Below are 21,072 nucleotides of genomic sequence, written 5' to 3'. Positions count from 1 at the left end.
CATATTATATTTATTTTTAAATGAAGAAGATTAAAATATAAGTTATAGACAGACTTTATAAAGCAGAATTTAATACAAACATTTCCCTCTACTTTTTGTATCTAACAATCGTATAACAATAAATAATTCTGTTTTATAGTGTTTGTTTATGAAGGTGTCTTCTCTGAAGGCGCCTTTTTGTTGTTTAGTATAGAGTGTTTTTACTGTTTGCATAGTGGAAACTATCTATACTAAACATTAGCAATCTTCCGTATAAAGATTATCAATTTACTATATATTCCAGAAGTGTTAATCTACATATGAAAGGCTTTCTTTTTCAAAATATTACCCCTAATAAATTTTTGAAGAAGTCAACTGTCTCCAAAATTGCCATTCATGCTTAGCAAAAAAGAATCCTGCTGGATTCTTTTTTGTGTTCGACAGAATATGACAAATTATATTTAAATAATTTGTTATATTGTTAAATGGTTATTATGGAAAAGATAAGGAGACTTAAGTATGGGATTTAAAAAATTAATTTTAACAGGTGCACTTGTTGCAACTACAGCATTTACTTCAATTGGAACAGCGCAGGCAAGCGTAGGTTTTAAAGATGTTCCAAACAATCATTGGTCTTATAAAGCAATTATGGATTTAGCAAATAAAAACGTTGTTGCCGGATACGGAAATGGGATTTTTGGATTTGGTGATGATGTAACGCGTGAACAAGTTGCAGCTCTTATGTTCCGTCATTTAAAACCGGTAGTAAAAGAACAGTATAACAATCCGTATAAAGATGTTACGGATCGTTCAACTATGTTTAAAAAAGAGATTCTTGCTTTAACAGAGATGGGTGTGTTCGTTGGAGATAACACAGGGAAATTTAGACCGAAAGATTCGTTAACTCGCGAAGAAATGGCACAAATTTTGACAAGGGGATTCCAATTGCAAATAAGAGGGGATCATAATTTCCCGGATGTAGATAGAAATGGTTGGGCGAATCCTGCGATTACTGCAATTAAATCAAATTATATTACGGCTGGAACTGGTGATGGTAAATTCGCACCTAAAATGCATGTAAGTCGTGAGCAATACGTTCAGTTCTTATATAATGCAACGTTACCATTTGAAGAAAGACCAGGAGCAAAACAACCACAACCAGAAGTGAAGCCAGAAGTAAAACCAGATCCGAAACGTTTTGCTAATTGTAAAGAAGCAAACGATGCGGGATATTATGACATTACAAGAGATAGTCCATATTATGGTAAGCATTTAGACCGTGATGGCGATGGAATTGCTTGTGAGAAAAAGAAAAAAGGTAAATAAGAAAAAGCACTCAGTTTGAGTGCTTTTTCTTATGGAAACATGCTATTTTTTTAGGCGCTTTTCATAAAATGAAAGTAAGGAAATGAAAGTAGGTGACAAAATGCCGTCAATTGTGGAAGGGGTTATTATTGAAAACTGTAACGGAACGATTAATTTAGGAGATAAATATAACGTCCAGCCGATTGAAAAAACGAAAGCTTATAATGGATCGGGATCATCGAATACAGGGATTAAAGTACAAACATTTAGCGGGATTAGTACAGCAGATGTAGGGGATAGTGATGTGAATGATCAGGGAATACAATTTACTTTATAGAGAAATATGTAAAATTGCATAAAATGATGAACTTGCCCTGTGCTACAATCTAGCTGTGAGCTGTTAATGATTCTTCTGTATTATAGTTGTTAGATTTGAAATATAACATCCTATCGAAAATCATACGTATAAAAAAGACACTTCAAAAGAAGTGTCTTTTTTCATCTTAGTGATACCCTTTAGCGGAATCTTTATGAATTTTATTTTTAAAGATACTGTAGCTCCAAAGTTGATATCCAATAACAATTGGCACCATAACCATTGCAACGAAGAACATAATTTTTAAGTTTAATTGACTACCAGCTGCGTTGTATAACGTTGTACTATAAGCATCATTAATACGAGATGGTAACATTCTTGGGAACATGCCTGCAAAGCCAGTTGTCATAAACATTGCGATTGTTAAGCAAACGAATGTAAATGCAAGGCCGATTTTATGTTTATACACCATAATAAGTGCGAGTACACTCATTAACATGGCAAGTACCGGAAGAATGAATAGTACCGGATATTCTGTGAAATTGTGGAATAAGTTTGTACGATTAGCAGTAGCTACATAGAAAATAGCTAAAATGATAGCAGCTGCCATTGAAAATGGTCTTGCGATTTTATAAGCTCGATCAGATACTTCACCAGTCGTTTTAATCATAACCCAAAGGGCACCAGATACGACGAATATAGCAGTGAAGAACAGACCTCCTAAAATACCGTAATGATTTAGTAAGCTAAGTAAATTTCCTTCATAGCCATTTTTTCCGATTTGTAGTCCATAATAAAGGTTAGCGAAGGTAACTCCGAATAAGAAAGCAATTAGGAAACTACCAATTGTAAATGCCCATTTACAAGTTTTTTGCCAAATTGGTGAATCGTCTTTATGCATGAATTCCAGTCCAGCAGCACGAGCAAACAGTGCAAGTAATACTAAAAATAGTGGTGTATATAGGTAGCTAAACATATTTGCATATGTGACTGGGAAGGCAGCAAATGTTGCGCCACCAGCTGTAATTAACCACACTTCATTACCACCCCAGAACGGGCCGATTGCTTCTTGTAATTGATTTCGTTCCTGTCGGTCTTTCGCAACGAAAGGGAAAATCATTCCGTTACCAAGCGCATACCCATCAAGAATAAAGTAAACTGTCCAAATCACGCCCCATAAACCAAACCAGATGATTGCAAGCATATCATGAGACATGAGCTGCACCTCCTTCAGTAGCAGGTTCTTCTAATGCTGCTGGTCCTTTTTTTGCGAACTTCAGCATTAAATATACGTCTGCGATTAAAAGTAAAGTGTAGAACAAGATTAAACTAATTAATGAGAACCAAATTTGTGGAACAGATATAGGTGATACAGATTCTGCGGTACGCATTAGTTTATAAACTGTCCATGGTTGACGACCTACTTCGGCAACAATCCAACCAGCGTTAATTGCGATATATGGTAGTAAAACAGACCATATTGTAATTTTTAAGTAACGTTTTGAGTTTTCTAGTTTTCCTTTTCGGTTTAAATAGAAGCCATACCAAGTTAATGCCATAAAGAACATACCAAGTGCAACCATTAAGCGGAAGCTATAGTACACGAGGTTAACATTTGGACGATCTTCTTTCGGAATATCTTTTAAACCAACAATTTCGCCATCAAATGAATTTGTATAGAAGAAGCTTCCTAACTTTGGAATCGTTAGGAATTCAAAGTTCTTTTCGTTTTTTACATCAGGAATTTGAACAATCGAGAAACCTTGTCCTTTTCCAGTTTCCCAAACAGCTTCCATCGCAGCACCTTTAGCTGGTTGATATTTAGCTGCTGATACACCAGATTGATGTCCCATAAACGGTGTAATTGTTGCGGCGAATAAGCCTAACAGTAAGCCAAACTTAAATGATTTTTTGAAGAATTCAACTTCATTCTTACGTAATAAGTGATAGGCACTAATTGCCATAACGAAGAAAGCACCAACAATATAGCAACCAATTACAGTATGGAAGAACATATTCCAAGCGTATGGATTTGTAACGAGTGCCCAGAAGTCATTTAATTCAGCGCGGCCGTTACGTACGACGTAGCCAACAGGGTTTTGCATAAAGCCGTTTGCTGTAATAATCCAAAGGGCGGAAATATTTGTTCCAAGTGCAACCATCCACATACAGAAGGCACGGAACTTTGGTGAAATTTTGTCTTTACCGAATAACCATATTCCCATGAAAGTAGATTCTAAGAAGAAGGCAACGAGTGCTTCGATTGCGAGAGGTGATCCGAAAATATCTCCCATATATTTGGAGTACTCAGACCAGTTTGTTCCAAATTGGAATTCCATCGTAATCCCGGTTATAATCCCCATTACGAAATTAATTGTAAATAATTTACCCCAGAAATTTGCCATTTTGCGGTATGTTGGATTCAATGTGCGGGCGTATTGAGTTTCCATACATGCTACTAAAATAACAAGTCCGATTGTCAAAGGTACAAATAAAAAATGATAAAAAATAGTAATTGCAAATTGAAAACGACTCAGTAACAGAACGTCGGACATAATGAATATTCACTCCTTTTTTACATTATCTACAATCAGTTTATAGTGAAAATACGTTTTAAATAGGGGGGACTTGTTACAAAGGTGTGTGTATATTTTGAAAGAATTATGTCGGTTATCTGAAAATATCCTATTTTTACTATAAACCAATATCCTTTTTGAGTTTTTTAAATTTTGGTACACTATATAAGTAATGTAAATGAGAGAAAAGAGGGTTCTTTACTATGAAGTCATTAGAAGAGATTTTACAATACAATGAAAAATTCGTTGAAGAAAAAAAATACGAAGAATATGAAACGGGAAAATTTCCGAATAAAAAAATGGTAATTATCTCTTGTATGGATACACGTCTTGTTGAATTATTACCAAAAGCGATGAATATGCGTAACGGTGATGTGAAAATTATTAAAGTAGCAGGCGCTGTTATTTCACATCCGTTTGGCAGTATTATGCGTAGTATTTTAGTGGCTGTATATGAACTTGGTGCTGATGAAGTATGTGTGGTTGGTCACCACGATTGCGGTATGGCAAAAATTCAAGCAAGTAGTACGATTGAGAAGATGAAAGAGCGCGGTGTAACAGATGAGAAATTAGATACACTTCGTTATTCTGGAATCGATTTAGAAAGATTCCTACAAGGGTTCTCTAGTGTAGAAGAAAGTGTAGAACATAGCGTATCAATACTTCGCAACCATCCATTACTTCCAGAAGAAGTACCTGTTCACGGTCTTGTTATAGATCCTGATACAGGAAAATTAGATTTAGTTGTGAATGGTTACGATAATTAAGACTTTATATTGTCATCCTTTTTATCTGGGACAGGATCAAATCCTCCCGGATGGAAAGGGTGACATTTTAATATACGCTTACATGTAAGCAAAAACCCTTTAAGGGCACCATGTTTTTGAAACGCTTCTAATCCATAATGAGAGCAAGTTGGGTAAAAGCGGCACGTTGGTGGTGTCATTGGAGAAATGAACTTTTGATAAAAGTGTATAATCCCAATAAAAATCTGTTTCATAACGGTCTCCTTTTCAGCATATTCTTAAAGTATTATAGCACGACTGTACATAATACTTTACTAATGTGCATTTCCGTTATATCATATTGGATATAACGGAATTAAATTAAAAGCGGGAGAGATGTTGTATGCCATCAGTAGAAAGCTTTGAATTAGATCATACGATTGTAAAGGCACCTTATGTAAGACATTGCGGAGTTCACAATGTAGGTAGTGACGGTATTGTAAATAAATTTGATATTCGTTTTTGCCAACCGAATAAACAAGCAATGAAACCAGATGTTATTCATACGTTAGAGCATTTATTAGCATTTAATTTACGTAAATATATTGATCGTTATCCGCATTTTGATATTATCGATATTTCACCGATGGGCTGCCAAACAGGATACTATCTTGTAGTAAGCGGAACACCGACAGTTCGAGAAATCATTGATTTATTAGAACTAACATTAAAAGATGCGGTTCAAATTACAGAAATTCCAGCTGCAAATGAAACGCAATGTGGTCAAGCGAAGCTTCATGACTTAGAAGGAGCACAACGCTTAATGAACTTCTGGTTAAGCCAAGATAAAGATGAACTTGAGAAAGTATTTGGATAAAAAGGAAAACTGCCTGTGAAAGGGCAGTTTTTTTGTAGCACCATAATAAATGAAATGATATCGACGATTTTTCAAATATATCGAACGCAACTTGAAATATATCAACGATTTTTTTAATATATCGACGTTTCGACACTGGATATCGATTTACCGACAAAAATTGACAAGGGTATGAAGCGAATAAAAAGAAAAGGCCGTCTAAAATATGTATTGGACGGCCTCTTTTTTAGGAAAATATACTAGACACCCCAACATATAAAACAAAGGCAGAACCGAGAAAATAAACAAATGCTTTTGCTTTTTCCTGTTTCTTTATTTCATCAATTCCAAAAAGGATAAACATAATACTCAAAAGAATGAATACGAATGACAAAAGTATAGAGATATTTGCAAAGAGGCTAAATATAGCGAGGATGAGGGCAATCGTTGCTAGTATAATTCGAATGTTTTTAAACATATAACCTCCTTTAAATAGACTATTTATCGGAATAGTTCTGAGAAGCTAAGAAATAAAGCACCAGCACCAGCTATGAAAGCAAATATACCACTAGATTTTCTGTCTTGTTTTATTTCTCCTAGTCCTATAGTGAAAGCCATTAATCCTAAGAAAATGAACATATAAGGCGTCATTTCTCTATTACCAGTAAAATATCCGTAGATTACTATGCATAATGCAATGAGTGCAAAAGTAATCTGTAATCCTTTTAGCATATATATCCCCCCTGTTATTTTATATAGCTAATGATGAGGAAAATCTAAATAAATCCGATTCTTGAATCTTTTTTCTTTATTTGTTCAAGGGCAATGAGGAATAGTGAAGCTCCTAATAGAAATTGTGAAAGTGGTAGAAAGGTATTTTGAACTGTCGTTAAAGTAATACTAGATATGAGGATGGCATTGAGTACGATTAAAATAAGTAGTATACGAAGCGTATTATGAATTCTTCTTGCTGTTTTTTGTATACGGGTTATCTTCTGGTTTATCAATAGAATGTTTATAAGCATACCCCTTATTAATCGTCATGACGGAGAGTACTAATATGACTAGGACGATGATAATACCGATAATTAATATTTTGAACATGGAATCCCTCCTTTTCTTTATTTTACATAATTTTGTAATTGATGAAAACAATAGAAATAAAAAGGATGAAAGAAGGGCGTTACATGGAACAGAAAAAAACATATTATATATCAATAGGAAACGGTCAAATTTCACAAGTGAAGACGGCGGATACGTATAATTTTGAGATTTCCGCAAGTGATGAGGAAATTACGGAGTTAAGAGAGTATTTCGATCAAGCGTATGTAGAGGATTTAGGTTCATTTGTACGCTCCCACGTTCCATTTGTTGAGTATCATCACGATTCTAATAATGACCGATATGATGAACAACTACAAAAAGCATATAAAATGATTTACGATTTGGGAAATCATGAGACGAAAGAATTAGTCGCGCAAATGGGAATAATCAATGGATTATAATTGGATAATATTATGCAGAAAAGCGAGAATATGCTACAATTTGTGGTAGGAAAAACTTGTAACCATCAATAGGGGAGTAATGGCATGTACAAATTTAAAGATTATTACCACAACACTGTACAATTATCGTTTGAACGTTATCCATTTTCTCCTGAGCCAAAGCATGTTTGGGTTGTATGCCGGTACGGGGATCAATGGTTATTAACACATCATTTACGTCGCGGTCTTGAATTTCCAGGTGGTAAAGTAGAACTAGGGGAAACACCGGAAGAAGCGGCAGTTCGAGAAGTTCATGAAGAAACTGGCGGCATAGTTTCTGATTTAACTTACTTAGGACAATATAAAGTATCTGGAAAAGACAAAATAATCATTAAAAACATTTATTTTGCAACAATTAGTGCGGTAGAACAACATACGCATTACGAAGAAACGAAAGGATCTGTTTTATTAACAGACATTCCTGATAACATTAAAACAGATAGAAAATTTAGCTTTATAATGCGCGACGATGTATTGGCGCGTACGATGAAACATATAGAAGAAATCGGCTGTTTTACGAAGTAAAGTGGCCGATTTCTTTTTTTTTGTGTGAAATGTAAATATATCTTTACATTATTTTGGGTATATTATACAATTTTGTAAAGATATATTTACATTTTAGGAGGGGAAGATGGATAACAGAAAAGAAACAACTGTTACTGTTTCGATGGTTAAATTAAATATCTATGCATTTCTTATAATATTCGCTTTGGCGTTTGGAATTGGTTATTTGCATATATTTCTTTCAGGTGGGGTTCAATTTGAATTTACATTGCCCGTTATGTTTCTTTTGATTATTGGAATGATTGTTTTCGTTTGTATTCATGAGGCAATACATTTAATTGGATTTCGTTATATCGGAGGTGTTCCGTGGAGTGAACTAACATGGGGCGTCAATTGGAAATTAGGTGTAGCATACGCTCATTCTAAAAAAGAAATTACAGTAAAGCAAATGAAGAAAGTGTTAATGTTACCGTTTTTACCGACTGGAATTTTGCCAATTGTATTGGGATTAGTTATGAATCTGGAGCCACTCTCATTTTTAGGAATTTTACTAACAGCGAGTTGTATCGGTGACATTGCCTTATATCAAAAAGTTTCAAAGTTTCCAGATGATGCGCTAGTTAAGGATCATCCGAGTAAGCCGCAGTTTACAGTATATGAGTAAGTAAGGAAGAGGAGGCGTTTTTAAACGACGGCTTCTTTTTTGTTTGTCAGTTTTTGTAGGTAAGTCGATATATTGTGAAAATCGCCGATATAATTTGAGTTACAGTCGATATATTTCAAAAATCGCTGATATATTTCAAGTTGTGTTCGATATATTCGAAAAATCGCTGATATAATTTTTTAGAAGAAGACTGCTCGAATCATGGGAAACCTCCTTACAGTTTATATAATTAATTATCGCATATTCGTTAAAAAGAGATTATTATATTTTTGTAGAATGGAATAATGGAGGATTGTATGAAGAGACTGTATGGCAAGTTAGTGGGAGGGATTGTTGCAATCGGCTTACTAGCAGGATGCGATAGTTCTATGAAGAGTGTGAAAGAAAAAGAAGTGTGTAAAACAGAAGAAGAATGCGTGGAAATAGGAGATAATACACTTCAAAAAGTATATGAAAAAATAGATGGATTATCTGAGCTTGAGGCAGTAGAAGATTATGATATAGAAGAGCATGAAAGTGCAGATATGAAAGAGGCAGAGCAGAAAAAAGACGATGATGATGATGAAAGTTATTTCTTTTTAGCTTCTTATTATATCGATGGTGATGAAATTGTAGATCCTTATTTTGAAAAGATAGAACGGAAACGTTTAAATAAAGTATTCGCTGAAGATAAAGAAGCGAAAGAAGAGGTGCTGCAACAACGTCAAGATAGAGGTTATCATGAAGACTTATGGGATATGTATCGTACACTCATTCCAGCTAAATATCGCGGTAATATAACAGAATTTGATTTAATAACGGATGGTTATGACGGTGTTGTTGCCCATGTTATGCCGAGTATGGAGAATCCGAAAGACTGGACTCTTAGCCTAGATACGCTTGATTCTGCGGTAAATATCGATGAAGTGATGAAAACATTAATTCATGAGACGGCTCACGTGTTGACGCTCGGGTATAAGCAAATACCAGTAGATGAAAACTATGTAAAGGCTTTTGAAGAAGATAAAGATATTTCAACGTACCGAAATAAATGTGGAAATCTTTTCTTACAAGAGGGATGTGCGAAGGAAAAATCTTATATTAATCAATTTTATAACGCTTTCTGGAAGCCTATTGAGCAGGAGTGGACAGAAAAGAAAGTAGAAGAAAGTGAAGAAACTCAAATTGAATTTTTTAAAGAAAAGCAAGATGAGTTTGTCTCACAGTATGGAACGACAAATGTAGCAGAAGATATTGCTGATACGTTTACAGCGTTTATTTTGCAAGATTCCAAAAAGGTGAAAGAAGGATCGGAGTTAAAGTATAAAAAAATTGCGTTCTTTTATCAGTTCCCTGAGCTTGTAAGAATGAGAGCGGAAGTGTTGTCGGGATTATATGATGTTTCGAAAACGATAGAGCAATAAAGTGGACATTAATGCGAGTTGTATATTTTAGCCAAGAAAACGTAAAGAATTTTAGTTCTTTGCGTTTTTCATGTTGATAAAATTGAAAATTCTGTCTTTTTTATTAAAAAGAAGAAGGAACTATCACTATAAAATAGAATTAGTATAAAAATGTCACAATTTAGACACAATTATAATGCGCGTGTTGTAGGGGCTATAAGTTTACTCTCGAGGAGGTAATGAAACGTATGAAAACGATTCTTGCTGTTGCTGGTCTCATTTGGGTAATGTCTCACGGTTTTCCGATTTTTGAAGGGGAGCAAATTCGTAGTGCATTGGATAAAAAGTTTAATGATTATCATGTGATAGATCGAAAAGATAATGTCGTTACAGTACGTGTGAAAGACTGTTTCCATACAGTTACGGTTGCGGATGGAAACGTTAAAAATGAAACAAAGATGTGTGATAAAAAGTAAAAGAAAGAAGCTGACTATAGTTTATCGTCCTAAGTCAGCTTTTTTTTCGTTTCCCAATTAGAAGTTTTTCAAACGCCTCAACAAACACATACATAAGTGTGGCGAGGACGCAGGTGAGTAGTACGCTCAGTAAGACGAGCGTGAAATTAAATACTTGGAATCCGTAGCTAATTAAGTAGCCAAGACCTTGTTTAGAGACGAGTAGTTCGCCGAATATAACGCCGACCCATGATAAACCAACGTTTACTTTTAACGTTGAAATAATGGCTGGGAAGGATGCAGGGAGAACTACTTGCTTATAACATTGCCATTTATTTGCGCCGAATGTGTCCATCACTTTTATATAGTTAGAATCGACTTCTTGAAATGCACTGTAAATAACGAGAATGGTAATGATGATGGAAATGATTACTCCCATTGCAATCGACGAAGAAATATTTGGACCGAAGATTACAATGATAATAGGACCAAGTGCCACTTTTGGCATGGCGTTTAGGACGACGAGATATGGATCAAGTACGCGGGCGAGAAGTGGTATCCACCAAAGGAAAGTAGCGATAATGGCTCCGAGCACTGTTCCAAGAATGAAGCCTACTCCCGTTTCAAGTAATGTCGTCCATATGTGGACCCAAAGCGAACCGTCAAGCCATTTACTAAGGAAGAGATCCCAAATGCTTGAAGGAGAGCTAAAGAGTAAAGGGTCAATCCACTCTTTTTTGCTAGCTATTTCCCACAGTGCAAAGAAAAGAATGAGCAGTAAAAGTTGTAAAGACCTGGCTAGCCATGCGCGTCTGCGTTCTTTCTTCCGAAACTGTTCATGTAGTTGCTTTATATTATCCAAGGCGTTCCAGCTCCTTCCATATATCTTGGAAGAGGGATGGGAAGTCATGGTGATGGCGTGATTCTAACGGTGATAAGGAACGGATGCTTTCTGGGACGATAAATGTTTTTGCTATTTTTCCAGGATTCGCTTGTAGTAAATAAATACGATCACTCATCGCAATTGCTTCTTCAATATCATGTGTCACGAGTAGTGAAGTTTTCTTATATTTGCGTAGTAAGCTGAAAACGAGATCTTCTAGTTTCAATTTCGTTTGATAATCGAGCGCTGAGAATGGCTCATCTAGCAATAAAATTTTCGGATCGGTCGCTAACGTTCGAACGAGGGCGGCACGTTGACGCATACCGCCGGATAGTTCACGAGGGTATTGCTCTTCTACGTCATGTAGGCCGACTTGTTTTAAAAGTTGTAAAGTATGTTCTTTCGTCTGTTGATCGTAAATTTTTCGGATATGAAGTCCAAGCATAATATTTTCTTCAATTGTCTTCCAAGGAAACAAGTAGTCTTGCTGCAACATATACCCCATAGATGGAGTTTTCGTTGTAATGGGCTCACCATCTAAAAAGACGATACCTTCAATTGGATCAAGCAGCCCGGCAATAATGGAGAGGAGTGTCGTTTTGCCGCAACCACTTGGACCGAGTATAGAAATGAATTCGCCTTCCTCCACTTGTAAACTCATATCTTCGAGAATCAGTTTGGCATTCTCTTTTGCGAAAAAGCAGTGAGAAACGTTACGTATTTGTAAAAAACTCATACAATTCGCCTCTATTTCTTAATAACGCTTTCGGCAATTTTTGTATTGACGAGCGCTTCATGTGGGACTTCTTTTTGTAATTCGCCAGCTTCCTTCATAATCGTTTGGAGCTGTTTCCATTCTTCCGCATCTAATAGCGGATTTGTCGCATAAGAATGTTGCTTTTTATACCGCTCAATTACTTTTACTGTAATGTCTTTTGAAGTGTCTTTAAATAACGGAGAAATTGCATCAGCAATCTCTTCTGGACTATGAGTATCAACCCATTGTTGCGCTTTGTAGAGAGCACGTGTGAATTTTTCAGCAGCAACTTTATCCTTTTTTAAGAAACTTTCTTTTGCCATGAACGATGTATAAGGAACAGTACCAGATTCATTTCCGAACGAAGCGACGATATAACCTTTACCTTCTTTTTCGAAGATACTTGCAGTCGGTTCAAAGAGCTGTACAAATTCTCCCGTACCAGATGCGTAGGCATTTGCAATATTAGCAAACTCGATGTTTTGAATTAAGTTTGTATCTTTGTGAGGATCAATGCCATTTTTCTTTAAAACGTATTCTCCAACCATTTGCGGCATGCCGCCTTTACGCTGTCCTAAAAATGTAACACCTTTTACATCATTCCAATTAAAAGAGTCTAATTTTTTACGTGAAACTAAAAATGTTCCATCTGTTTGTGTAAGCTGTGCGAAGTTAATGACAGGGTCTTTTGCGCCTTGTTGATGAACGTAAATAGACGTTTCTGAACCAACGAGAGCAATATCAATGCCGCCAGATAACAGGGCGGTCATCGTTTTATCTCCGCCAGCTGTTGTTTGGAGGTCAATATTTAATCCCTCATCTTTAAAAAATCCTTTTTCAATCCCGACATATAACGGGGCGTAGAAGAGAGAATGGGTAACTTCGCCGACGCGAATGTTTTGAGTTTGTTCTTTCGTACCTTCTTTTTTACTACTGCAAGCAGCGAATGTGAAAACAGCTAGTAACATGATGCAAAAAACAGATATTAATTTTTTCACTATATAACACCTCCTAGAAGTCACTCTACAAGCATGATATGTAGGTAAGTGCCCATATGTGAGTGTAGATAGCAGGAATTTTTTTGGTGATAAAGAAGTACAAATATAAGGGGTGATAAAATGGAGTACGAATATGATGATAGCGTACATTTACATCTTGATTATTTCGGAACAGAATGTGATATGGAATCGATTGCTTATAAGCGGAGGAATGAAGACGTGTGGGATGTGTATTTTAATTTTGGAGCATATGGCCTTCAGAAAGATGAGATTGAGACGGGTAGATTTATGGATGAATATGCTGGTCATTACGTTTTTTCTGTACATGCTCGTGATCTTAGCTGGGAATTTGGAAGTGCTCAATTTGAAGAGTGGGTTTTGAGAAATCATATAGTAGAAAAATCGCTGCAAAAATAGGGAGGAATTTCGTGATTGATTTTCTCATTCTATTGTTCATGTTTGTAGTTGGATTTTTCATTATGCAATTTCTTACTTACCAATTTGCAAAGAAAAATATTCATAAATACAAGGGGATAAAATGGGTTCATATGTGGTTAGATATGACGATGAAAAAAGGTCCGAGATTAGATCTTTTTGATTTTGTAGTTATCGTACTTGTATGTATTATATGGAAAGTATGGATGTATCCTCTTGTATAATAAATATGCCTATTTCTGTTAAAATGAAGGAGAACCTGTCAGTGTTGATAGGTTCTTTTTTTATGATAAAAATTTTGTGAAGCATAGTTCATTTATTATGCTACTAGAATATAGAAGAGATGAAGAAGTTGTATTTTTTAAGGGGAAATTAAGGATATACGTGTATAATACAAACACATAGGGAGACTAACTGCATACAAATATGTTATTTTGTATAGGACAATATGTTTTTTGATGCGAGACGAAGGGGTAAAGGAAAGAGGGAATAAATTGCTTTTTAATGTTTTAACACAACAACGAAGAAGAGATGAGTTTTATCTTAGTTTTTCTCCTCAGGAGCCGAGGAAGAACCTACTAATTTCTATCATTCTTAGTGGAATGTGGGCGATTTGTTTAGAAACGCTGTTTTTTGTTATGTTAAGGTCTTTCGAATTCGAGAAAACTAAAGAATTTTTTAATGGGAAAATCCAGCTAAGTATACTCATTATTGTTTTGTGGAGTGTACTACTATACATCATTCATTTAAATAAAGGTATCAGTCATAAGCTTAGGCCAGCTATTCGAGTTTATGTCGTATTATTTTTAATTGCTCATACAATGAATTGGATGTATATCCTGATACAGGAAGATATGAATCTTATAGTAGTAAATACATGGGTGTATTTACAATATGGACAGTATATATTAAGCCTATTATTTATTTATATGGTATACGTTTTTGCATATAATTTGATCGGAAAAGTTTTCTTAAGTACAACGATAACTAGCTTAGTTTTGATTATTTTTGTGATGGTGAACCATTTTAAGCTCATTTTTAGAGGGGAGCCATTCTACCCGTCTGATTTTACACAGATTGGCCATATGAATTCCGTTATACCGATGGTTATGGATTATTTCAGTTTTTGGAATATGTTTCTGATGATTGTTAGTATTGTTTTACTTATATTTATAGTTATGTATATAAGAAAATACATTCCAGTTATAAAATCACATATTATTATAAGGATAATTTTAATATGTGGCTCTGCGTTTATGTTGTATGCATATAGTAACTACCCTACTACCTTTATGAATAATATATTTACAAAAGCTGGGGTAGACATCCGCGCATGGAATCAAGCTTCAAATTATAAGGGGAATGGTTTTGTTATAGGGTTTTTAAGTAATTTAGATACGACAGTCATAAAAGAGCCAGAGGAATATTCAAAGGAAAATATGCAGCAACTTGCAAAGGATATAGAAAAGCAATATGGCGGTAAAGTAAAAGCGCAAAAAAAGGCAGAGAAGCCGAACATTATATATATTATGAGTGAAGCATTTTGGGATCCGACAAAATTAACGAATCTTTCATTTAGCGAAGATCCAGTGCCGAATTTACATCGTTATACAGAGAATTTCCCAGGGGGACAAACGATAGCTCCTACATTTGGAGGGAATACAGCGAATACAGAATTTGAAGCATTAACGAGTTACTCGATGAGCCTCTTAATGCCAGGTTCTATACCGTATCAACAAGCTATTCCAAGTCAGAAAGAAGTTCCTTCTATTGCAAGTGAATTGAAAAAGCAAGGGTATTATGCAAGTGCAATTCATGCCTTTAATCGATCGTTTTATAAACGGGAAGATGTATATAAAACATTAGGATTCGATAATTTTAATGCAGAAGACACGATGAAAAATACAGAAGTGGTTGGAGATAATATTGGTGATTTATCTATGAGTAAAGAAATAATAGATGAATTAAAAAAGAGAAAACAACCTACATTTATTCATGCGGTGACGATGCAAAATCATTTTCCATATACACCAAATATGTTTGGTGAAAATAAAATAGAAATTAGTGGATTAACAGAAGAGGAATCGAAAGCGGAATTAGAAGCATATACAGAAGGGGTAAGACTGTCTGATGAAGCGCTACAATATTTAATTGAGCAGCTTGATGAGTTAGACAGGCCTACTTTATTAGTCTTCTTTGGAGATCATTTACCTATGTTAGGAACTAATAAATCTATTTATAAAGAAGCAGGATATATAGAAAATGAAGAGACGGTAAGAGAAAGATTAATTATGTCAGAAACACCATTGTTAATGTATGCGAATTTCGATTTACCAAATGACAATTTAGGTTTAGTAAGTCCAATTTATTTTTCTAGTCTTGTTTTTGATTATGCAGGATTAAATCAATCACCATTTTATCAATTTCTATCGGAAATGCATAAAGAAATACCGGTTCTGAGAGATGAGTTAAAGGTTAATAAAGATGGGGAAGAGATAACAGATTTAACAAAAGAACAAAAAGAAATGTTAGAGCAATATAAAATGCTCCAATATGATTTACTTGCTGGAAAGCAGTATAGTAAAGATATACTTTTTAAATAGAAAAACAAAAAGAACTTGTATAACGATACAAGTTCTTTTTTTATAGTATTTAACGGGGTAACCAGACAAGCTGGGTTTAGGGAGTATTACCTGTACATTTAGTATAAATGAAAATATAATCGTTTTATTGATTGATTTGTGAGAAATGTGTGAATTTTAATCTTTTCAAAAACTGCGTTCATATCAACACGATTTGGCATAGGTTTTTATGAACGTAAAAATTTTATAAGTTCTTCATTTAATTCATCCGCTTGATCGATTGGAGAACCGTGACCACTATTTGTAAGAGGCTGTAACTGAGAGTTTTTAATCCGCTTTTGTGTGAGTTCAGCGCTTTTGTAAGGGATAAGTTGATCGTGAATACCGTGGAATATTTTTGTTGGGACGTTAATTTTACTTAAATCTTTCGTTACGTCTTCATTTGCGGCTGCTTGTAATATTTTGATGAGAGCGTAGGAAGCAGACTGCATACCGAGATAAGAAAACCATTCTAACGTAGCAGATCCTAAGTTTCTATTAAAAAATGATAAAGATACGTCATTTAAAAATTTAGGCATATTGGCATACATTTGATTAATAAGGGTATCTGCTTGTTCTTTTGGGACACCATAGGGAGATTCTTGATTTTTAACGAAAGAGGGGGAAACAGCATCGACTAATACAAGTTTAGAAATACGATGACCACTATAGCGAGACATGTACCGAATAGAAAGAGCACCACCTACTGAGAAACCAACTAATGTAGCATTTTCTACTTGAAGTGCTTCTAGAACAATGGCGATATCGTCTGCTAAACGATCGTATGTGTAACCCGTCCACGGTTTATCAGATTGCCCGTTTCCGCGTATATCCATAGCGATGCAGCGGAAACCATGCTGTGGCAACACATTGAGCTGATATTGGTACATTTGATGATTTAAAGGCCAGCCATGGACGAAGAACACGGTTTTACTACCGGGGCCGGGATTCACGTCTTGCACAAAAATATGCACATCTTTTTCGACGGTAACAAACATAAATTATCCCCCTATCCTACACATAAGCTCTATCCCAAAAACGTTGTTTCGTCATAGCCTTAATAAATTCATTCGCCAGGAGCGTAGGGTTTTGTTCTATTAAGACACCAGGTGTTCTTTCATTTTTAAGTGTGAAAGATTTCAGTGATTTATCCATTTATCAATGGCCCGTAAAAGCCTGATTGGTAAGGGCTGATTAAAGTTTCACTTTATTTTTTATCTTATACCCCCTACATAATATACGTATTATTGTTTATAGTTTTTATGAATGCATATAGTCTGAAAATATCGTGACATTGGGATGATTTTCCTTAAATGTTCGATTTATCTTTGTTTGTTTATGAAAATCATTTATTATAATAAATGGTATTCTTCGAGATATTACTTTGAAGGGGTGTTGAAGTGAAAGAAAGTTTTCTATCATATAAAGAAGAAGAAAAGAATGCAAAAATCCTTTTGTGGGTGCTATATGGCATTGTAGTTTCATACCAAATTTTCTACGCAATCGTATTAGAGAATAAATCGCTAACGGATAAGGGACATAGCATACTATGGCAAGTTATTTGCGGAACAGCAATACTCGGTGTGAATGTATACTTAATAAAAAAAGAGAAAGCGAACCTTGTTAAATATGCATGTGTATTTGCATACATAGGAATAGAAATCGTTAATATACTTTCGTATATGCTTTATAATAAGGCGGCATTTGATGGGGGAAATATAATAGAAATTATTCTCATCTTCTTTGTACCTATATTTTTAAATAAAAAATATTTTGTGTTTGTACTTTCAACTATTGTAGGGAAATATATGATTTATTTATTTGTATTAAAGGAAGTAAAAGGATTTATGTTTCTCATTATGTATACACTCGTATTAATAGCGGCATACATCATTTTAAATCGATTTATACAATACCTTTCAGCGGTAAAGGAAAGTATTAAGATTGCTAGTGAATCACAAAAATTAGCAGTAATCGGAAAAATGGCAGCGACAGTGGGACATGAAATTAAAAATCCACTTGCTTCATTAAAAGGGTTTACGCAATTACAACGAGAGAAGCATGGAGAGGACCCTATTTACAAACAGATGATTTTTGAAATAGAAAATATGAATAATATGATAAGTGAATTGATGGAGGTTGCTACATGTAAACCCTCTATTTATAAGAAACATAATATAGGTGAAATTGCATTACAAGCAGTAACAATTCTTCGAGAAAAAATGAATGAATCCAATGTTCAGCTTATTTCTAATATCGAAGAAAAGATATTAGAAGTTGAATGTGATGAGCGGAAAATAAGAGGAGTCTTTCTATATGTCATAAAAAATGCTCTGGAGGCAATGGAGCAAGGTGGCACATTAGAGTTACGGTTAGAAAATAAAGGACAAGATTATGTAATGCTAAGTGTAATCGATAATGGTTACGGTATTAAGAAGGAAAATTTGGCTCGTGTTACAGAATCCTTTTATACAACGAAACAAGATAAAATTGGCCTGGGACTTACGGTAGCACATCGGCTTGTTACTGAGCAGCATCTTGGTGAATTACATATTTCAAGTGAAAGAGATATTGGAACTAGAATAGATATCATGCTCCCGAAACAACGTGGAAATAGTGAAATCCAAGTGGGAGAAAAGCTAGGAGTTACCATATGAATAAAGACGATATATTTAAAAATGAAGAAATGAAGGCACTGAAAATATTTTTAAGTTTATTTTTTATTATATTTTTTGTATACGATCTTGCCTACGAATTTATTGTACCTTTAATAGGAGGTGAGCAAGAAGGAGTAGGACAATTTGAAGATGGTTTAGGTTTATGGCTGTATTTTCTGATGGTGATCTTATTTTGTATTGGAGTATATTTCATGAAATTGAAGAATCCATTTGCAGTGAAGTATATTATACTAATTGGATATAACCTATTAGATTTTATCCATAATTTTATGATTTACTACGGTAGTGATGCTGAGTTTGATGGTGGGAATATAGTAGAAGGATTTTTTATTTTATTTGCCCCACTCTTTGTGAATAAAAGATATTTTTGGTTAGTTCCGAGCATACTTGTTGGAAAATACGCTCTTATAGGAATCATTATTCACTCTTCACTCGTTTTAATCCCGATGGCATTATATAGCGTATTTACTGTCATATGTTGGATTATGTTTTTGCGGTTTCAATCTTACGTTCGTACGCTTGAGATGATGGATAAAGAAATACAACAAACAGAAAAGTTAGCAACTGTTGGAAAAATGGCAACAGTTATTGGCTACAAAATTAGAAGACCTCTAGCGAATTTGAAGAAATTTGTGAATAAGCAAGCAAATAAATATCCAGAGGATAAAATATATAGTGATATTATGAAGCAAGAAGTGGAACGAATTCATACAATCGCTACAGAACTTAGTGGATTTGAGAAATCTAAATCACTAGAATCAGAAATTCATAGTATAGAAGAAATTATCGCTTATGTTATTCGAGTTATGGGGAAGCCTGCTTTAAAGCAAGGAGTTCACATACAAGGTATTTATAGTAAAGACATACCATCGATTACATGCGATGAAAAACGATTAAAACAAGTGTTTTTTAATTTAATTAAAAATGCGATTGAGGCAATGTCAGTTGGCGGAACGATTACGATTAAAGTGACTGTAGAAGATGCAATCATTATTCAAGTTAAGGATGAGGGTTGCGGTATTCCAAAAGACAAAATTCCGAAGCTAAATGAAGCCTTTTACACAACGAAAGAAACGGGAACAGGTTTAGGTTTAGTAGTTACAGAAAAAATTATTAAAGACCACAACGGTAAAATGAGTTTTGAAAGTGAAGTTGGGGTTGGGACGACGGTGAAGGTTATGTTGCCGATACAATAAAAAAGTATTTTTAAAAGGGAAATCACTTACTTGAGAGTGATTTCCCTTTTTATGAATAAAAATTCAAAAGTGTTTACACCATTCGTACAGTATATATAATTTTAAAACTAAAATATGGATATTTTTACAATGATAGTATAAAATGAGCTTGTCTGTTAGTTGTTTTAATTTATTTGTATTTCTATTTATTGGGGCATTTTTTGAAAATGAAATGGATATATATTTGTTATTAAAAATATAGAATACATAGCGTTTATAGTAAAAATAGGATTAATATATGGAAGAGATTTTTTAGATGCTTTTGGAGTACTTCTGTGGATGTTTCGACTATTGGTTCGTCTTCAATTAATTATTTTTGTTGTTCATAGCAAAATAAGAAGCGGTTAGGAAACAAATAAAGCTTAGAATCCAACCAATAGAAGGAGAATAGGGAAGTATAGGTTGTAATACCATCCCGCTAGAAATAAAAAAACTACCGAGTAGACCTAAGAAGATGGGTATCGCAGTAATTTGAGCACAAGTGATACAACTTCCTTTATTACATATATTGTATATTGGTCATAATTTTCTGTATATATTTTTTGAGAAAAAAGGTGGTACAATATATGAATGATACGAGAGAGGATGAACATTAACATATGTACGTTACTGTAACAGAAGCAGCATATAAAAAGATTATGGATACGATTCCAAATGAAGCGAAATATATAAAGTTATTTTACGATAACGAAGGTTGCGGTTGTGTAATGAGCGGAATTATCGATTTAGTAGCTGTAGCAGAAAAAGATGAGCGCGATGTGGATATTGAATCAAGCCAGTTTAGCTTTATCGCAGATCGCACAAAGCTTGTATTTATGGATGATAAGTTAACAGTTGATTGGCATGAAGGTGGAGGAACTTTTCAGCTGAAGAGCCCAAGCCAATTTTATAATCCAAATATGAAGTTACACGTTCGAGTGTAGTAAAGAAAAGGTGATTCCAAAATGTATTTTGGAATCACCTTTTTTTATTGTATAAGTCGCTATTATTGTCGTTTTTTGTTAATAAGTCGATATATTTAAAAAATCGCCGATATAATTTGAGTTGCGCTGATATTTTCAGAAAATCGCCGATATAATTTCCTGTACCAAAAAGTTGCATACAATACAAAGATTTTTTTCACATAATGAAATGTACATGTGATTGAATTTTCTGTATA

The 21,072-nt window shown here is 34.5% G+C and carries 26 protein-coding genes; 15 read left to right on the top strand and 11 right to left on the bottom strand.

Annotated elements, in window-relative coordinates; genetic code table 11:
- Positions 1-498 precede the first annotated feature (498 nt).
- Both ACQVV1_RS21835 and ACQVV1_RS21830 read left to right on the top strand, forming a co-directional pair.
- Positions 499-1,305 carry an S-layer homology domain-containing protein gene (locus ACQVV1_RS21835; RefSeq protein ID WP_242252370.1) on the top strand — a complete coding sequence of 269 codons (807 nt, stop codon included), beginning with the start codon at positions 499-501 and terminating at the stop codon, positions 1,303-1,305.
- An 82-nt stretch (positions 1,306-1,387) separates the two neighbouring features.
- On the top strand, positions 1,388-1,621 hold the full coding sequence (locus ACQVV1_RS21830; protein WP_277930088.1) for a spore germination protein: 234 nt from the start codon (positions 1,388-1,390) through the stop codon (positions 1,619-1,621).
- A 166-nt stretch (positions 1,622-1,787) separates the two neighbouring features.
- Here ACQVV1_RS21830 and cydB read toward each other — a convergent pair whose 3' ends face one another.
- Both cydB and cydA read right to left on the bottom strand, forming a co-directional pair.
- Entirely contained in the window at positions 1,788-2,816 is a 1,029-nt protein-coding gene (gene cydB, locus ACQVV1_RS21825) for a cytochrome d ubiquinol oxidase subunit II (RefSeq protein WP_063223644.1), read from the bottom strand.
- The gene (gene cydA, locus ACQVV1_RS21820; protein WP_063223643.1) at positions 2,806-4,155 is read right to left on the bottom strand and encodes a cytochrome ubiquinol oxidase subunit I; all 1,350 of its coding nucleotides are present in this window, start codon (positions 4,153-4,155) and stop codon (positions 2,806-2,808) included. The genes cydB and cydA overlap by 11 nt, the downstream gene beginning before the upstream one ends.
- Positions 4,156-4,379: 224 nt before the next feature.
- On the opposite strand from cydA, the gene ACQVV1_RS21815 reads away from it, so the two are divergent.
- Entirely contained in the window at positions 4,380-4,943 is a 564-nt protein-coding gene (locus ACQVV1_RS21815) for a beta-class carbonic anhydrase (RefSeq protein WP_000838170.1), read from the top strand.
- On the opposite strand, the gene yidD is transcribed toward ACQVV1_RS21815, so the two are convergent.
- Positions 4,940-5,176, bottom strand: a complete 237-nt coding sequence (gene yidD, locus ACQVV1_RS21810; RefSeq protein ID WP_063223642.1) for a membrane protein insertion efficiency factor YidD — start codon at positions 5,174-5,176, stop codon at positions 4,940-4,942. The two genes, ACQVV1_RS21815 and yidD, sit on opposite strands and share 4 nt — an antisense overlap.
- A gap of 128 nt (positions 5,177-5,304) precedes the next feature.
- Here yidD and luxS point away from each other — a divergent pair, with 128 nt between their 5' ends.
- On the top strand, positions 5,305-5,778 hold the full coding sequence (gene luxS / locus ACQVV1_RS21805; protein WP_001141371.1) for an S-ribosylhomocysteine lyase LuxS: 474 nt from the start codon (positions 5,305-5,307) through the stop codon (positions 5,776-5,778).
- Between the two features lie 226 nt (positions 5,779-6,004).
- On the opposite strand, the gene ACQVV1_RS21800 is transcribed toward luxS, so the two are convergent.
- The 4 genes from ACQVV1_RS21800 to ytzI are packed head-to-tail and all read right to left on the bottom strand — an operon-like array spanning position 6,005 to position 6,861.
- The gene (locus ACQVV1_RS21800) at positions 6,005-6,235 is read right to left on the bottom strand and encodes a YczI family protein (RefSeq protein ID WP_242252372.1); all 231 of its coding nucleotides are present in this window, start codon (positions 6,233-6,235) and stop codon (positions 6,005-6,007) included.
- A gap of 23 nt (positions 6,236-6,258) precedes the next feature.
- Positions 6,259-6,489 carry a YczI family protein gene (locus ACQVV1_RS21795; protein WP_060632651.1) on the bottom strand — a complete coding sequence of 77 codons (231 nt, stop codon included), beginning with the start codon at positions 6,487-6,489 and terminating at the stop codon, positions 6,259-6,261.
- A gap of 44 nt (positions 6,490-6,533) precedes the next feature.
- The gene (locus ACQVV1_RS21790; protein ID WP_431169518.1) at positions 6,534-6,719 is read right to left on the bottom strand and encodes a hypothetical protein; all 186 of its coding nucleotides are present in this window, start codon (positions 6,717-6,719) and stop codon (positions 6,534-6,536) included.
- Positions 6,712-6,861, bottom strand: coding sequence for a YtzI protein (gene ytzI / locus ACQVV1_RS21785; RefSeq protein WP_071710957.1), 150 nt, complete (start codon positions 6,859-6,861; stop codon positions 6,712-6,714). Before ytzI ends, ACQVV1_RS21790 begins: the two co-directional genes overlap by 8 nt.
- A gap of 83 nt (positions 6,862-6,944) precedes the next feature.
- Between ytzI and ACQVV1_RS21780 the strand changes: the two genes are divergently transcribed.
- The 5 genes from ACQVV1_RS21780 (at position 6,945) to ACQVV1_RS21760 (ending at position 10,327) form a co-directional block, all read left to right on the top strand.
- Positions 6,945-7,262 carry a hypothetical protein gene (locus ACQVV1_RS21780; protein ID WP_000435821.1) on the top strand — a complete coding sequence of 106 codons (318 nt, stop codon included), beginning with the start codon at positions 6,945-6,947 and terminating at the stop codon, positions 7,260-7,262.
- Between the two features lie 84 nt (positions 7,263-7,346).
- Positions 7,347-7,826: an antimutator 8-oxo-(dGTP/GTP)ase gene (mutTA, locus tag ACQVV1_RS21775; RefSeq protein ID WP_000276389.1), complete on the top strand. Its 480-nt coding sequence runs from the start codon at positions 7,347-7,349 to the stop codon at positions 7,824-7,826.
- A 106-nt stretch (positions 7,827-7,932) separates the two neighbouring features.
- Positions 7,933-8,469 carry a DUF3267 domain-containing protein gene (locus ACQVV1_RS21770; RefSeq protein ID WP_060632649.1) on the top strand — a complete coding sequence of 179 codons (537 nt, stop codon included), beginning with the start codon at positions 7,933-7,935 and terminating at the stop codon, positions 8,467-8,469.
- A gap of 296 nt (positions 8,470-8,765) precedes the next feature.
- Positions 8,766-9,872, top strand: a complete 1,107-nt coding sequence (locus ACQVV1_RS21765; protein ID WP_431169494.1) for a recombinase family protein — start codon at positions 8,766-8,768, stop codon at positions 9,870-9,872.
- 227 nt (positions 9,873-10,099) lie between these two features.
- Positions 10,100-10,327: a hypothetical protein gene (locus ACQVV1_RS21760; RefSeq protein WP_000849109.1), complete on the top strand. Its 228-nt coding sequence runs from the start codon at positions 10,100-10,102 to the stop codon at positions 10,325-10,327.
- A 34-nt stretch (positions 10,328-10,361) separates the two neighbouring features.
- Here ACQVV1_RS21760 and ACQVV1_RS21755 read toward each other — a convergent pair whose 3' ends face one another.
- The 3 genes from ACQVV1_RS21755 to ACQVV1_RS21745 are packed head-to-tail and all read right to left on the bottom strand — an operon-like array spanning position 10,362 to position 12,944.
- On the bottom strand, positions 10,362-11,168 hold the full coding sequence (locus ACQVV1_RS21755) for an ABC transporter permease (RefSeq protein ID WP_016135516.1): 807 nt from the start codon (positions 11,166-11,168) through the stop codon (positions 10,362-10,364).
- A complete protein-coding gene (locus ACQVV1_RS21750; protein WP_242252375.1) occupies positions 11,161-11,925 on the bottom strand; it encodes an ABC transporter ATP-binding protein in 765 nt (254 codons plus the stop codon). The genes ACQVV1_RS21755 and ACQVV1_RS21750 overlap by 8 nt, the downstream gene beginning before the upstream one ends.
- An 11-nt stretch (positions 11,926-11,936) precedes the next feature.
- Complete coding sequence (locus tag ACQVV1_RS21745) at positions 11,937-12,944, bottom strand: ABC transporter substrate-binding protein (protein ID WP_242252376.1); 1,008 nt, start codon at positions 12,942-12,944, stop codon at positions 11,937-11,939.
- A gap of 120 nt (positions 12,945-13,064) precedes the next feature.
- Between ACQVV1_RS21745 and ACQVV1_RS21740 the strand changes: the two genes are divergently transcribed.
- From ACQVV1_RS21740 to ACQVV1_RS21730, 3 genes are all read left to right on the top strand, one after another.
- A complete protein-coding gene (locus ACQVV1_RS21740) occupies positions 13,065-13,361 on the top strand; it encodes a DUF3986 family protein (RefSeq protein ID WP_242252378.1) in 297 nt (98 codons plus the stop codon).
- Positions 13,362-13,372: 11 nt separating this feature from the next.
- Positions 13,373-13,603, top strand: coding sequence for a hypothetical protein (locus ACQVV1_RS21735; protein WP_242252379.1), 231 nt, complete (start codon positions 13,373-13,375; stop codon positions 13,601-13,603).
- A 234-nt stretch (positions 13,604-13,837) separates the two neighbouring features.
- Entirely contained in the window at positions 13,838-15,982 is a 2,145-nt protein-coding gene (locus tag ACQVV1_RS21730; RefSeq protein ID WP_309260290.1) for an LTA synthase family protein, read from the top strand.
- Positions 15,983-16,188: 206 nt separating this feature from the next.
- On the opposite strand, the gene ACQVV1_RS21725 is transcribed toward ACQVV1_RS21730, so the two are convergent.
- Positions 16,189-16,998: an alpha/beta fold hydrolase gene (locus tag ACQVV1_RS21725; RefSeq protein ID WP_309259446.1), complete on the bottom strand. Its 810-nt coding sequence runs from the start codon at positions 16,996-16,998 to the stop codon at positions 16,189-16,191.
- A gap of 402 nt (positions 16,999-17,400) precedes the next feature.
- Between ACQVV1_RS21725 and ACQVV1_RS21720 the strand changes: the two genes are divergently transcribed.
- The 3 genes from ACQVV1_RS21720 to ACQVV1_RS21710 all read left to right on the top strand — a co-directional run bounded on the left by ACQVV1_RS21720 (position 17,401) and on the right by ACQVV1_RS21710 (position 20,836).
- Positions 17,401-18,657, top strand: coding sequence for an ATP-binding protein (locus tag ACQVV1_RS21720; protein WP_431169492.1), 1,257 nt, complete (start codon positions 17,401-17,403; stop codon positions 18,655-18,657).
- A complete protein-coding gene (locus tag ACQVV1_RS21715; protein ID WP_431169491.1) occupies positions 18,654-19,874 on the top strand; it encodes an ATP-binding protein in 1,221 nt (406 codons plus the stop codon). Before ACQVV1_RS21720 ends, ACQVV1_RS21715 begins: the two co-directional genes overlap by 4 nt.
- Before the next feature lie 638 nt (positions 19,875-20,512).
- Complete coding sequence (locus tag ACQVV1_RS21710) at positions 20,513-20,836, top strand: iron-sulfur cluster biosynthesis family protein (RefSeq protein WP_000289563.1); 324 nt, start codon at positions 20,513-20,515, stop codon at positions 20,834-20,836.
- Positions 20,837-21,072: the final 236 nt, after the last annotated feature.

It is taken from the genome of Bacillus basilensis, assembly GCF_050630465.1.
In the GTDB taxonomy this organism is placed as follows: domain Bacteria; phylum Bacillota; class Bacilli; order Bacillales; family Bacillaceae_G; genus Bacillus_A; species Bacillus_A basilensis.
Note: the sequence above shows the minus strand (reverse complement) of the source record. Positions and strands in the feature narration are given on the sequence as shown.